This is a genomic window from Bacillota bacterium (genome assembly GCA_030019365.1).
Taxonomy (GTDB): Bacteria; Bacillota; Sulfobacillia; order JACIYH01; family JACIYH01; genus JACIYH01.
The window spans coordinates 83,461-97,275 of record JASEFA010000002.1 but is presented as its reverse complement, the minus strand read 5'-3'; the positions used below and the strand labels follow the sequence as shown (position 1 = coordinate 97,275).

Annotated in this window: 12 protein-coding genes; 8 read left to right on the top strand and 4 right to left on the bottom strand. The window is 68.6% G+C overall.

All coding sequences use genetic code 11. The features are described 5' to 3' along the window. Positions 1-47 precede the first annotated feature (47 nt). Together QME70_03835 and QME70_03830 are read left to right on the top strand one after the other, a co-directional pair. Positions 48-908, top strand: a complete 861-nt coding sequence (locus tag QME70_03835; protein MDI6893738.1) for a nitroreductase family protein — start codon at positions 48-50, stop codon at positions 906-908. 512 nt (positions 909-1,420) lie between these two features. Beyond that, positions 1,421-2,401: a threonine/serine dehydratase gene (locus QME70_03830; protein ID MDI6893737.1), complete on the top strand. Its 981-nt coding sequence runs from the start codon at positions 1,421-1,423 to the stop codon at positions 2,399-2,401. Positions 2,402-2,447: 46 nt separating this feature from the next. Here QME70_03830 and QME70_03825 read toward each other — a convergent pair whose 3' ends face one another. Next, complete coding sequence (locus QME70_03825; GenBank protein ID MDI6893736.1) at positions 2,448-3,545, bottom strand: helix-turn-helix domain-containing protein; 1,098 nt, start codon at positions 3,543-3,545, stop codon at positions 2,448-2,450. A 65-nt stretch (positions 3,546-3,610) separates the two neighbouring features. Here QME70_03825 and QME70_03820 point away from each other — a divergent pair, with 65 nt between their 5' ends. Further along, positions 3,611-3,958: a DUF3795 domain-containing protein gene (locus tag QME70_03820; GenBank protein MDI6893735.1), complete on the top strand. Its 348-nt coding sequence runs from the start codon at positions 3,611-3,613 to the stop codon at positions 3,956-3,958. Between the two features lie 101 nt (positions 3,959-4,059). Here QME70_03820 and QME70_03815 read toward each other — a convergent pair whose 3' ends face one another. Continuing rightward, on the bottom strand, positions 4,060-5,160 hold the full coding sequence (locus QME70_03815) for a methyltransferase domain-containing protein (protein MDI6893734.1): 1,101 nt from the start codon (positions 5,158-5,160) through the stop codon (positions 4,060-4,062). A gap of 426 nt (positions 5,161-5,586) precedes the next feature. Here QME70_03815 and QME70_03810 point away from each other — a divergent pair, with 426 nt between their 5' ends. Then, on the top strand, positions 5,587-6,837 hold the full coding sequence (locus QME70_03810; protein ID MDI6893733.1) for an NlpC/P60 family protein: 1,251 nt from the start codon (positions 5,587-5,589) through the stop codon (positions 6,835-6,837). Here the strand turns inward: QME70_03810 and QME70_03805 are convergent. Continuing rightward, complete coding sequence (locus QME70_03805; GenBank protein ID MDI6893732.1) at positions 6,818-8,170, bottom strand: MFS transporter; 1,353 nt, start codon at positions 8,168-8,170, stop codon at positions 6,818-6,820. The two genes, QME70_03810 and QME70_03805, sit on opposite strands and share 20 nt — an antisense overlap. 215 nt (positions 8,171-8,385) lie before the next feature. Beyond that, positions 8,386-9,156 (bottom strand): hypothetical protein, encoded by a 771-nt coding sequence (locus tag QME70_03800; GenBank protein MDI6893731.1) that lies wholly within the window; start codon positions 9,154-9,156, stop codon positions 8,386-8,388. A gap of 464 nt (positions 9,157-9,620) precedes the next feature. Here QME70_03800 and QME70_03795 point away from each other — a divergent pair, with 464 nt between their 5' ends. From QME70_03795 to QME70_03780, 4 genes are all read left to right on the top strand, one after another. Next, the gene (locus tag QME70_03795) at positions 9,621-10,973 is read left to right on the top strand and encodes a putrescine aminotransferase (protein MDI6893730.1); all 1,353 of its coding nucleotides are present in this window, start codon (positions 9,621-9,623) and stop codon (positions 10,971-10,973) included. A 5-nt stretch (positions 10,974-10,978) separates the two neighbouring features. Beyond that, complete coding sequence (locus QME70_03790; GenBank protein MDI6893729.1) at positions 10,979-11,410, top strand: 4Fe-4S binding protein; 432 nt, start codon at positions 10,979-10,981, stop codon at positions 11,408-11,410. After that, positions 11,403-13,334, top strand: a complete 1,932-nt coding sequence (locus QME70_03785) for an aldehyde ferredoxin oxidoreductase family protein (GenBank protein MDI6893728.1) — start codon at positions 11,403-11,405, stop codon at positions 13,332-13,334. Before QME70_03790 ends, QME70_03785 begins: the two co-directional genes overlap by 8 nt. A 1-nt stretch (position 13,335) precedes the next feature. Beyond that, a partial coding sequence (locus QME70_03780; GenBank protein ID MDI6893727.1) for an aminotransferase class III-fold pyridoxal phosphate-dependent enzyme occupies positions 13,336-13,815 on the top strand: 480 nt, incomplete at its 3' end.

Genomic DNA, 13,815 nt, shown 5'->3' with positions numbered 1-13,815 from the left:
CGGCTCCGACCCCCGGCGAGCGCGGTGCCTGGAAGGAGGTACGTGGGGTGGAGATACCTGTCGGGCAGTGGTACCGGGCCATCGAAAGGCGCCGTTCGCGCCGGCATTTCGACCGGCTGCCGGTTGAGCCCGGGCTGCTCGGGCGGATGGAGGCTGTGTGTGCGGAGTTCCGCCCCTATGGGGAGGCGCGGGCGGTGTTGGTACCGCGCCCGGCAGATGAGGTGTTGAGGGGGCTGGTGGGGAGCTACGGGCAGGTCAAGGGGGCGCCGGCCTACGTGGCCCTGGTGGGGGACATGAGGAGCCCCTACGTACAGGAGCGAGTCGGCTACACCGGCCAGGCGCTGGTGCTCGAGGCCACCTCCCTCGGTCTGGGTACCTGCTGGGTGGGAGGGTTCTTCCGCCCCGAGGTGGCGGGCCGGCTGCTGGGTGTGGGCGCCGGAGAGCAGGTGATGGCCGTCATCCCCTTCGGTCGTCCTGGTCACTGCACCTGGGAGGAGTCCCTCATGACCGGGTTTGCTCGCTCGCACCACCGGAAGCCGCTTGCCCAATTGATGGTCCAGGATCACCCCGGGAGCGGGCTGCCCGAAGAAGCCCGCTGGCCGGGGTGGGTGCTGGCCGCCCTCGAGGCTGCCCGGCTGGCCCCGTCCGCAGTGAATCGCCAGCCATGGCGCTTCAGCGTAGAGGTTGCGTCTCCCCCCGACCAGGCCGGCTGCACGATCACCGTCTCGGTGGCGGGAGGGCGCGACCCCGGCGGCATCAGCAGACGCCTGGACTGCGGAATCGCCATGCTCCACATCGAGGTTGCCGCGCTGGCCCATGGGGTGCGAGGTTCCTGGGAGCCGCTCCATCCGCCCCAGGTGGCGCGCTTCGTGCAACCCCGGATGGCGCAACTCTCCCGACCTCAGTGACCTTCGAACCTGGCCTCCATGGGGAGATCGGCGTGAACCAGGTCGATCGGTACGGGGAAGTCCCACACGAGTCCCCCTCCTCGCTATTATCCTCCAGTATCTTACATCCTCCACTATCTTACACGGATGCCATCATTCTCCTGCCAGTTTACCAGGATTATATCGGATTCCCAGCATTGTCCTGTCCTCGGCAGGAGGTTATCCACAGGTGGTGAAAATCTCGCCTGGTTGGCAGGAAGTGGGTGGTGCCTTTTTCGACAGATGCCGGGTACATGGCGGTCTTTCGGGGTGCGGAGGTCACCTGCCGGCCTGGCAGCTTCGACATAAGTCGGCGGTGGGACAGGTTATGTAGACGGCGGCTGCGCCGGAGCCAGGCTGGAGGGGCCGCCGGCCCCCGTTCTGGACAATTCTTCGCCGCTTCCTTCGCCTGCGAGCGGTGAAAGAATCGCCGCCTGGCCGGTCGGAGCAGGTCGGCCGGCCTGGGGTGTGGAAGCTGGTCGTGGGTGATGATTATGCCGGAGTTGTGGGAGCCGAGTATCGCGGATGTGTACCGGGCGCGGACGGTGGTAGGCAGGTTCCTGCGACCCACGCCGCTGATCAGGCCCGGCGCCCTGGGTGAGGCGCTGGGATGCGAGACGTGGTTGAAGTGCGAGAACCTGCAGCCGATTGGGGCGTTCAAGGTTCGGGGTGGCCTCAACCTGGTGTCACGCCTGACGCCGGACGAGAGGCGGAACGGGGTCATCACGGCGTCCACCGGGAATCACGGGCAGTCCATCGCGTACGCGGCGCGGGCCTTCGGGGTGAGGGCCATCATCGCCGCACCGGAGGGCGCCAATCCCTACAAGGTGGAGGCGATGAGGCGCCTGGGGGCGGAGGTGGTCCTGCGGGGAAAGGATTTCGACGAGGCCCGCCTGTGGGTGGAGGAGGAGGCGCAACGACAGGGCTACCGCTACGTGCACTCCATGAATGAGCCCCTGCTCATTGCCGGGGTGGCCACCGCCTACCTGGAGATCCTGGAGGAGGTCCCCGACCTGGATTACATCATCGTCCCCATCGGGGGCGGCAGCGGGGCGTGCGGGGCGTGTATCGTGGCCAAGAGCCTGAATCCCGCCATCCAGGTGATCGGCGTACAGGCGGAGCGCGCTCCGGCCGTCTACCTGTCCTGGAAGCAGGGTCGTTTGGTGGAGACGCCGGATTGCGACACCTTCGCCGAGGGGCTGGCCACCCGGGTGGCGTTTGAGTTACCGTTCAGTATCCTGCGCCGCTACCTGGACGACATGGTACTGGTGTCCGAGGATGATATGAAGGACGCCGTCGTCCTGCTCCTGGAGACGGCTCACCAGCTGGCCGAGGGCGCGGGGGCGGCCGCCACCGCAGCCGCGTTGAAGATGCGGAATGAGCTGGCCGGGAAGAAGGTGGCGCTCATGCTCTCCGGAGGGAATATCACCGTGGATACCCTGCGCAGCATCCTCTGCCGCCGCACGGACACCTGAGGGCGCGGCGGGTGTCAATGGCGCCGGTCGTGGCGGTGCGGCGGTGTCAGCGGCGGCGGGGTGCGGTGGGTGACTGGCACTGGGCGACCAGGCCCCGGGATTGGAGCTTCTTGAGCGCGTTGGTGATGAGGAAGGCGGGGATGGGCAGTGCCCGGCAGATGTGGTGCTCCGAGGTGGCGCCGGCCAGCTGCAGGTAGCGCAGGATGACCTCCTCGGTCGCCTGGGACCGGCCGAGGGACGATGCTGCTGCTACTGCGGCGGGAAAGCGGCGCGGGAAGATGTCCCATACGTAGGTGTATTTGCGGGGTCCCTCGGGCCGCGTGCCCGCGGGGACCAGGAGCATGGCTGTTTGCAGTTCCGTCAGCGCGCGGTCGAGGGTCGCCCGGGTCACCGCGAAGTGCCGCCCGAGTTCAATGGTCGAGGTGGGCCCCGAGGCGGCGATGTGCTCGTAGACGGTGCAGGCGAAGCCCCCCGCCCGAGCCTCGTCCAGGGCATTGGCGCAGTCGTCCGCGTCGCCCAGATTGCCGGTCATGGCGTAGAACGGGGAGAGCATGCGGGATGAGACGTAGGTAGGCTTGCGGTGGATGAGCTTGCCGTAGTAAACGTGGCCTGACTCCAGGAAGGAGTCCTTCCAGGTCCATGCCCAGTCCCAGCGAGTGTCCTCGTCGTCCGTGGGCAGCAGCTCGAACAGGCCGGGCACTGCGGCCACGGAGAAGGGGCAGTCGGGCGGCTCAGGGGTGAAGGCGTGGCAGAAGCCGAGTTGCTCCACCAGGTGCAGAACCTGCTCTGGCGTCGATACGCTGAAGCCTTCGCGTAGCTTCAGTCTGAACGCTGCCACGGCGTCCCGCACGCCCGCTTCGTCCCAGACCGCCCGCGCAGCGGCGTTCGCCTCGGCCCGTGCCGCCCGCGCAGCGGCGTTCGCCTCGCCGCTCGGACCCACCGCCTCAGTGACGGTGCTGTCCATCCCGGGTGCATTGCCGGCTATGCCCGTCCAGTACCACATCACGTAGAGGATAGCAGAACAGGCGTCCCTCTGCCACGTGTCCGGGCGCAGCCTGTTCCGGCGGGGTGCGCGCGGGGCCGGCGTGTTGCGGCCACGGGGTGTGCTGTTCTGCTGGCGGGCGACCCCAGAAGGAATTGACACGGGGTGGCAGCGAACATCTGAGCAGGCATGCGACGGACGAAACGGATCGACCCGGGGGTGGTGTGGTGGAGCGGTCGATGGTGGCACCATGCGGGCTGGACTGCGCCGTTTGCGACATCTACCTGGCGCAGACGGATGCGGAAGTCAGGCAGCGGATGATCAGGTGGTTCCGCGAAAAGCGTGGTATCGAGCTCCGGGACGAAGACGTGCGCTGCGACGGCTGCCGTGGGGACCGTGCCAGGCACTGGTCTCCGGGGTGCTGGATACTCAAGTGCTGTGTCGACGAACGGCGCCTGGATTTCTGCAGCCAGTGCGGGGAGTTCGCCTGCCCGCGACTGGAGGAGTGGGCGGCCGGGCATGAGGACTACGGTCGCGCCCTGGCGCGCCTGAAAGGCATGGCAGAGCACACCTAGCGGGCCGGCACTCGGAAGACGCATCGGGGCCCGGGCCAGGTTGGGTGGGATGGAGTGCCCGCCGGGGTGGGCGCGGCGGGGAGTGCCTGCAGGCGCCGGGCTCAGGTGGCTACCAGGGTGCACCACTCCAGAGTGGTTTCCGCTACCGGGAGGGCGTCAATTCCTGCCTCCGGGATGAGGGCGCTCCGCGGGGTGGGAAGTGCCCTGGCCCGGCGGGTGTTGACGACCTCCACCCGCCATCCAGATCTGTTGAACAGGTCCAGGGCCGTGTCGCGGAAGAGAAAGGGATGCAGGCCGTGGGCCTCGATGGCCTCGCGGTTGATGCGGTCGTCCGGAGCGTAGAAACACGAGATGGCGTAGAACGTACCGGACACGATACGCCTGAGTTCCCGGAGCAGATCACCGGGGTGCTCGATGTTGGCGAGTCCGGCGAAGGTGGTGAGTGCGGTCACACTGACGTCCCGGAAGGGGGTGCGCCGGGCGTCAAAGGCGAGCAGGCTCACCCGGTCGTAAAGCCCCGCGAACTCCAGATAGCGGCGGTCCCGGCGCAGAACCCGGGGGCTGAAGTCACTGGCTACGACGGGCCGGTCGAGGTGGCGCGCCAGCTTCTCCACCAGGCCGCAGCGCCCTGATGCCAGATCGACCACCGGATGGACCCGGCCCGGGGGCGGGTGGCCCTGGCTGGCTCCTGCATGCTCCTGGCCCCCCGCCGGGTGGTCGTGGCTGGCCGTCGCATGGTGGTGCGCTGATGCCGGATGGTGGCCGGCCAGGCGGTCACACAGGTACTTCATCTGGCTGTCCACCGCGGCATTGTACTCATCGGTGTACAATTCCCGTCCCGCTTGCGCTTCCAGGGCAGCCGCCCCTGCGTAATCGCCCCGTTCCTCAAGGACCATGGCACGGAAAAAGCGATCCGCGGCCGCCAGGGTCCCCGGGTCTGAGTTGAGCAGCCGGTCCTCGATATCGGGGTGGTCGCGCAGGTACCGGTCCAGGCCGCTCTCCACCTGCTCCCAGAGGTCGTGCCGCGGCAGATCGGGTGTCAGGAAAACCCCGATGCCTTCTCGGACAGGATACTCGGCCCCGCACGCTGTGCAACGGATGTCGGCCCATTCGATGTGACCTGCCTGCTCTTCCTCGATATGGAAGCGGAGTTCGCCCCCACAGGCGGGGCACTTGAGCATTTCCAGCAGATAGTGGTGCATCGTCTCGCCTCCAGGTCGGCGTCCATACCTGCTTCCAGGCGCCCCTTGCGCTGACCCAGCCCAGGTGAAGGGCTGAGCTGGTGCTGGTGAGCCTGACGGCTTCTTCCACGGAAAAACCCCAGGCAAGCAGATTGCTGAAGGCCTGCGCCCCCCGGCGCACGGGGGACAGGTAGGGCCCCTCGCAGTGGACGCCCAGGACCGCGGCCCCGCTCCAATCGCCGCGTTGGTGCTCGGGCCGGTCTGGTGGGTACCTCCCATAATGCCGGGGCCGGACGACGCGTCTGTAACAAGGATACGATGCCGGCGCGGGCATTCCTCTGTTCGGCGACGGGCTGCGGGATGCCCTGGACCCCCGCATGAAAACCTAGAACCGGTATGACACCGGGAAGGCCGGTGACGTGACGCCCCAAAGGGCGGTGAAGTTGGATGTCGCGCGGGCTGGTGAGCGGGCCATCCGAAGCACAGCGGTTCCTCAGGGCGGTGGGGTGGGTGGTGCTCACGCTGTCAGCTTGCGTGGCGCTCATGCTCTCAGGGTCCGGATGTGCCCTGCCCGCCGGGTGCCGTGGCCCCTCGGCGAACCCCGTTCCCGATGACCAGATTCTCGCTTCGGCGCGGGACGCCCTGGCTGCTCTCGCTCGGGAGAGGCAGGTCGACGAGCGCACTACAATATGGCAGGTGGATGTGGCAGTGGCACAGGGCCGGGTTACCCTGACCGGTAAGAGCAGCTCGCCCCAGCTCAAAGATGAAGCGGTGACGGTTCTCCGTCGTCTCCCCGGGGTGCGGGAGGTCACCGATGCCGTGCAGGTCCTGCCCCATCCTGCCCTGGGCGACAGGGTGCGGGGAGTGATAAGCCTGCCCGTGGTCAACCTGGGCGATGCCCCCGGCCAGGCTGAGGGCAAGCACACGGTGACCCAGGCCGTGCTGGGGATGGTGGTGGACGTCCTGGAGGAGGAGGAGGGGTGGTACCGGGTCAGCATGTGGGATGGCTACCTGGGGTGGGTGGACGGCCGCTCCCTGGTCCCGGGCACCCGGGCGCAGGCAGATGCCTTCCTGGCGGGAAAGAGGGCGGTGGTCACCGCCCGGCTGGCTCCCGTGCGGGCCTCCCCTCCGGGGGACGGGCGGGAGGTCCTGCCCCAGCAGGCGGTGGAGGGAACCGAACTGCCCTGGCTGGGGGAGCAGGGAGGATGGGTACGGGTGGGGTTGCCGGGGGGAGGACAGGGGTTCATCGCCGCCAGCCAGGTGAAGGTCTACCCGGGCCACGGGATGGTCTCTGCGGAGAAGAAGGATGCCCGCGCCGTGATAGCGACCGCCCACCGCTACCTGGGCGTGCCCTATCTGTGGGGTGGGACGACGGGTTACGGGTTCGACTGCTCGGGCTTCACCCAGTTTGCCTTTCGGGTCAACGGCTGGCAGATACCGCGGGACGCCGACATGCAGTACGGTGCGGGTGCGCCCGTGGTCGACCGCGCGAAGCTGGCGCCCGGTGATCTGGTCTTCTTCACCACCTACAAGGCGGGGCCGTCCCACGTGGGCATCTACATGGGCGGGGGCCGGTTCATCCACAGCGGTTCCCGCGGCGTGGCCATCAACAGCCTTGACCCCGCCGATCCCGAGTACAGCTCCTACCTGAGCGGCCGCTTCCTGGGCGGCCGCCGCATCATCTCCTCCTCCCCGTAACCCCACTTCGCATTCCGGTTCGGGTGGCGATGGCGGTGTTGAGGAGCAGGTAGATAAGTGCTGAGACGAGGGCCAGGACGGCAGCGCCGGTGAAGAGGTTTTCTCCGCCGTAACGCCCGAGCAGGGCGCCTCCGGCCACCGGGGCCACCAGGTTTGACCCGGACCATGGCAGGGAGGAAAAGGCCAGGTAGCGGGCTCGCAGTTCGGGGGGAGCCAGGTCGGCGGCCAACTGGGTGAGTCCCGGGGCCAGGACCATTTCCCCCAGGGTTACCACGGCCATGAAGGCCAGCAGCGCCGGTAGGCTGCCGACGCGCGCCCATCCGGCAAACCCGACGGCGTAGAGTGTGGCTCCCCCCGCCATGGCCGTGCCCAGCCACTTTCCCCTGATGCGGCGGGCGATGGGCATTTGCAGCAATACCACCATCAGGCCGTTCAGGGTGACCAGGTAACCAAACTGCTGTTCTCCGATACCACGGGCGTCCCTGAGGAAGATGTTCAGGGTCACGCCGATCTGGTTGTAAACCAGGCACACGAGGAAGGAGGCTCCCACCACGAGCAGGAAGACCCGGTCGGCCAGCACCTGGGCGTATCCTGCACCGACCGGGGGGGCAGGCGGTCGTTGTTGGCGGTCGCGGGTGGTCGGCCGTGCGGCGGCGGCCGACGGACGCGCGCCCGGGGTCGGCGCGTCGCCGGGGCCGGGCGAGTCCGGGGCGGGCGCGTCGCCGGGGCCGGGTGAGTCCGGGGCGGGCGCATCGCTGGTCTCGTGCGGGCGGGGTGACGACTCGGGGAGAGTGACGGCGATGATGACGGCAAAGGCCGCCAGGACAGCGGCGGTTCCCCAGAAGGCCGGAAGCAGGCTGCGGGCCGCCACAGCGCCTCCCACCAGGGCGCCGATGGCGCAGCCGGCGTTGACGGCCACCCGCAGGAGGCCGTATGCCTCCATCCGCCGCCCGGGGGGTGTCACGTCAGCGATGACGGCATGGGCGGCGGGAAGGAACAGGGGACTGCCCAGGCCGTGCAGCATGGTGAGCACGGCGATGGAGCGGAGGTCGCGGGTGAGGGCGAGGCCCACCAGGGCCAGGGCCTGCAGCCCAAGACCGGCCAGCATGACGGGGCGGCGGCCGCGGCTGTCGGCGAGATGGCCGGAGATCAGCTGGCCGGCTATGCCGGCGGCACCGTTGAGGGTCAGCATCAGCCCGGCCGCCAGCGGAGTGGCGCCCAGGCGGCCGGTGGTGTACATGGAGAAGAAGGGCCAGATGGAGAAATAGCCGATGCTGCTGGCGAGCTCACCCCACGTCAGGATCCACACGCGCCGGTCAAAGGATTTGCCCATCGTGTTCCTCTGCACAATCGAGTTCCCGTATCACCTCTCCGCGCCGGCCGGTAACAACACATTACCAACCGCGGGGTTGTCAGTGCAACTATCCAAGGGATTCGACAGGGAAAGACAGCACGGGACCCCACGGGCCGTCCCCTGACCGTGGCATAAGCCGGAGGGGACACCCCCTACGGGATGTCCCCTCCGGTTCAGTGATGCGATCTACGTCGTCAGAGGCCGCCTGATTGAGGTGCCTGAGGCTGGGGTGCCTGCGGCTGAGGCGCCTGGGGCCCCTGGCCACCCCGCTGCCACCGGCCGCCCCGTCCGCCGCCCATGCCGCTGCCGGGGACACCGGAGGGACAGCCGGTGCAATTGCGCACGAAGTCCAGCATCTGCGGCAGGCGGGCCTGGAAAGTGGCCATCACCTGGTCGGCCCTCTCCTGGGTGATCTTGCCTGCCGCCACAGCCTCGTCGAGGCGTTCCTTCACCTTGGCGGTGAGGAAGTCAATCACTTCCTGCCGGGTCTTGCCCCGCTCCTCCGCCACCTGCGCCACCGACTTACCGCTGCGCAGCGCCGCCCAGAAGTCCTCCGGGGTCATGCCCAGGAACCCGGCCAGCTCGTCCAGGGCCAGCCGGCCCGCCTGCATGTGGATTCCCATAGCCCCGCGCACCCCTTTGCCGCCGACCCGCGGCATTCCCCAGAGATCGGGGTTGCCCTGCTGGATGTGCTGGCGGATCCGGTCCGCCTGCTGGGCGGTCAGCTTCCCCTGGGTCTGAAGCTCGTCTACGATTGCGGTCGCTGCACGCTGCCAGGCCTGCCGGAACTGCTCGGGCGTCACGCCCAGCTCCGCACAGGTGCGATCCCGCAGTTGCACGCCCAGCTGGTCCAGCCCCGCACCGTTGCGAGCCCACAGCCGCCCGCCGCCGCCTGAGGCCAGCACCGGGGATGCCGCCAGCGCCAGCACGAGGGCACCGGCCAGCACCCACATCCACTTCCGCAACAGAATCGACCTCCTTCTCCCGCTCCCGATCCTGCACTTATCATACCCGCCAACCATGAAGGCTTTATGAAGAAGACTGCCGCACGTGCCTCGAAAGAAGGAGGAACGGTGCCCGCAGCAGCGAGCATCCTTATGGTGCCTGCCGCAGGGAAACAGGCCGGGTCGTGGTGTGACGAGGAATGCAACGGTAGCTCCGTTGCAACCCGGCAAGGGTAGAGGCCTGCCCGCGTCTCATGTTTGGTAGTCATATCTCAGAAGTGAGATGCCGGGGAAGGCCGTGGCCAGCCCCCAGCCTGGCGAGGCAGTAATGGACCCGTTGCCAAAACGCGGTCTTGCGCGACTCGTTAGTCCATGAGGCGGCTGGATGGCAGGCGGGTGAGAGCAGCGTGGCGGGAGAAAACCTGGCACGGTTCTTGCTCCAGAAGCTTTTATAGAACCGCACTCGTCGTTAGGAGGGATGTGTGGTGCCTCGCGCCAGCTACGAGGCAGTGGTGGCGGAATCCCAGAGGATCCTGGACATGATCGCCCGGAAGGAGCTCAGCCCCGAGGAGAGGGCCTGGGTGGTGGAGGCGACGGTCCGGGGGTTCCGCGATCACGTCAACCCCGGCTTTCTGGAGTATCGCAAGTCCGTATCCACCGACTACACCGCCGTGGAGTGGGACGACCGGGGCGTCACCTTCAAGGACGTCAACGGCAAGGTCTTCATCGACTGCCTGGGCGGTTACGGCATCTACAACTGTGGCCACCGCCATCCCAAGGTGATGGCGGCGGTGATGAACCAGCTGAATCGCCAGGCCCTGCACAGCCAGGAACTGCTGGACCCCCTGCGGGCCATGCTGGCCAAGCTGGTGGCGGACGTCACTCCCGGCGACCTGCAGTATTCCTTCTTCACCAACAGCGGCACCGAGAGCGTGGAGGGGGCCATGAAGCTGGCCCGCCTGCACACGGGCCGCAAGACTTACATCGCCGCGGTGAACGCCTTCCACGGCAAGAGCATGGGATCGCTGTCCCTGACGTCCAAGGCGGTGTTCCGCAAGCCCTATCTGCCGCTCCTGCCCCACGTGCACCACGTGCCCTTCGGGGACGCCCATGCCCTGGAGAAGACCATGGCCAGCTGCGCCTTCACTGGCGAGGAGGTGGCGGCGGTGGTGCTGGAGCCCGTGCAGGGCGAGGGCGGGGTGCACGTGGCTCCGGATGGCTATCTGCCGCGGGTGCGGGAGCTGTGCGACCGCCACGGGGCGCTCCTGGTGCTGGACGAGGTGCAGACGGGCATGGGCCGCACCGGGAAGATGTTCGCCTGCGAGCACTGGGACGTGGTGCCCGACGTCCTGTGCCTGGGCAAGGCCTTCGGGGGTGGCGTGATGCCCATCGGGGCCTTCGTCGCCACGGCCGAGGTCTGGCAGGAGATGACCCCGAATCCCTTCCTGCACACCACCACGTTCGGGGGCAACCCCATCGCCTGCGCGGCGGCCATCGCGGCCATCAACGTCATCCTGGAGGAGAAGCTGTACGAGCGGGCGGCGGTGGTGGGTGATTACTTCCTCCAGGGGCTGCGGGTGCTGGCCGACCGCTATCCGCGGGTGTGCCAGGAGGCGCGGGGCCTGGGTCTCCTCTTGGGGGTGGAGTTCCGCACCAACGAGCTGGGGTACGAGGGGGCGAAGGGTCTTTTCGAGAATGGGGTACTGGTGGCGGGCACGCTCATCAACGCCAAAACCGTCCGTTTCGAGCCTCCTCTCACAATTGAGAAAGAAGAAGTGGACACCGTGCTCAACATCCTGGAGTCCGTGCTCGCGCAAATCTCGCGCAGCCTGGGGTGAGAGTCATGGCGCAAATCGAGATCCTGTCCGTCGACAGGTCCAGGTGCACCGGTTGCCAGATGTGCCTGCTGGCCTGCGCGGCCACCCGCGAGGGGGTGTTCAATCCCCTCCGGGCCACCCTGCGGGTGGAGAAGCCGTACACGTACGCGGGTCCGGAGGTGAGCTTCTCCGCGTGCGACGGCTGCCTGAGCTGCCAGGAGGTGTGTCCCACCGCGGCCATCAGCGTGCGCGACGGTCACCTCCTCCTGGACCGGGACCTGTGCACGGAGTGCGGCCTGTGTGTCCAGGAGTGCCCGCGGGGCGTCATCCGTAGTGAGCCCGTCCGGCTATGCGACGGCTGTGCCGGCCGGGAGGGCGGGCCGGCCTGTGTGGCCTGGTGTCCGGTTGACGCCCTGTCCCTGGGGCAGGCAGTGGAGGAGGTGAGCTCCCGTGGCTGATGTGGCTGGTGGCCGCGAGCCCCGCGGCGCCAACGGTGGGCGCGAGCCCCGTGGTGCCAGTGAGGGCCGTGATACGTACGCGGGCAAGGTCCTGCGGGTGGACCTGGGGACGCTGTCGAGCTGGGCGGAGCCCCTCAACCGGGAGTGGGCGCGGCTGTTCTTCGGCGGCAAGGGTCTGGGCTTCCGCTACTTCTACGATGCCGTGCCGGCGGGAACCGATCCCCTGGCGCCGGGCAGCGCCCTCGTCTTCGTGACGGGGCCGCTGACGGGGACCCTGGCCCCGTGCACGGGCAAGCTGGGGGTGGTGACCAGGTCGCCTGCCACGGGGACCATCCTGGACTGTTCGGTGGGGGGCACGGTGGGGCCCCAGTTGAAGTACGCCGGGTACGACCTGGTGGTGATCACGGGGCGGGCTCCCCATCCCGTGGTGCTGGTGATCGACGACGACCGCGTTTGGTTCCGGGACGGCGACGACGTGTGGGGAAAGGGCTGCCACGAGACCGAGTTCCGCCTGCGGGATTCCCTGGGGGAGGGCTTCCGCATCATCTCCACCGGACCGGCGGGGGAGAACCTGGTGCCCATGGCCTGCCTGACCTCGGAGCTGTACCGGCAGGCGGGCCGGGGTGGGGTGGGTGCGGTGATGGGGTCCAAGCACCTCAAGGCGGTGGCCGTGCGGGGCACCGGTGCCCTGGTTGCCCCCGACATGGGCCGCTTCCTGGAGTTCACCCACCGGGCCATGCGGGAGGACCTGCTCACCGACACCAACCTGTGGGCCTACACCGACGGCACCCCCATGATCGTGGGGCTTTCCCAGTCGGCGGGCATCCTGCCCACCCGCAACTTCCAGAGCGGCACTTTCGCTGCCGCCGATGCCATCGGTGCCGAGGCGGTGCGCTCCCTGCGGGTGGCCAAGAAGTCTTGCTTCGGCTGCGGCCTGGGCTGCGGCAACTTCCTGCGCGCCCCCGCGGGCTCCGCGGGCAGCGGTGGCGCGGCGGTGGGCGGTGGCAGTGCGGCGGTGGGCGGTGGCAGGGGCGCGGCGGGCTGGCCGGGGGAGGGGACGGTGGAGGGTCCCGAGTACGAGACCCTGGCCCTCACCGGCTCCAACTGCGGCATCGGGGACCTGGGGGCGGTGATCGAGTTCAACCGCCTGTGTGACGACCTGGGGCTGGACACCATCTCCACGGGCGGGGTGGTGGCCTTCGCCATGGAGCTGGCCGAGCGGGATCTGGCCGACCTGGGCCTGCGCTTCGGTGACGTGGAGTCCTACCTGCGGGCGCCCGTGCTCATCGCCCGCGCCGAAGGGGTAGGGAAGGAGCTGGGGCGGGGGGTGCGCTACCTGGCCGGGCGGTACGGGGGCAGGGAGTTCGCCATGGAGGTCAAGGGCCTGGAGTTCCCCGGGTACGAGCCCCGCGGCTCCTGGGGAATGGCCCTGGCCTACGCCACCGCCGACCGGGGAGCGTGCCACATGCGGGCCTGGCCGGTGGCCGATGAGGCCTTCGGCAGCCTGGATCCCTTCACCGGGGAAGGGAAGGCGCAGCTGGTCATCAACGGGCAGCACCAGAACTCCGTCAAGTTCTCGCTCATCTTTTGCGACTTCTGGGCCCTGAGCCTGGAGCTGATGGCGGGGTTCTGCTCCGTGGCCCTGGGCCGCGAGGTGACGGCGGAGGAACTGCGCCTGGCGGGCGAGCGCATCTGGAACCTGGGCAGGCTGCTCAACGTGCGCGAGGGGTTCCGCCGGGAGCACGACTACCTGCCCGGCCGCGTGCTGGAGGAGCCGCTGCCCGATGGGCCGGCCGCGGGTAAGGTGGTGCCGGCGGAGGTGTTCCGGGCCATGCTGGACGAGTACTACTGCCTGCGGGGCTGGGACGAGGCCGGCGTGCCCACCCCGGCCAGGCTGGCCGAACTCGGGCTGGGAGGGATGTAGCGTGGGCGCCATCCGGTTGCAGACGGCCGTCCCCGGCCCGCGCACGCAGGAGCTGCTGGAGCGCCGGGCCCGTTTCGTACCCGCGGGGGTTTCCTTTGCCACCCCGCTGTTTGTGGAGCGGGCGGAGGGCGCGCTGCTCGAGGACGTGGACGGCAACGTATTCATCGACTTCGCGAGCGGCATCGCGGTGGTGAACGCGGGTCACTGTCCGCCGCCGGTGGTGGAGGCGGTGCGGGAGCAGGCGGGGCGGTTTCTGCACACCTGCTTCATGGTGGTGGGCTACCGGGTGTACGTAGACCTGGCGGAGGCCCTGGCGAAGGTGGCGCCGGGTGCTACTGCCAAGAAGGTCATGCTGGTGAACAGCGGGGCGGAGGCGGTGGAGAACGGGGTGAAGGTGGCCCGGAAGGCGACGGGCCGGCAGGCGGTGGTGTGCTTCGACCACGCCTTCCACGGTCGCACCCTGCTCACCATGACGCTCACC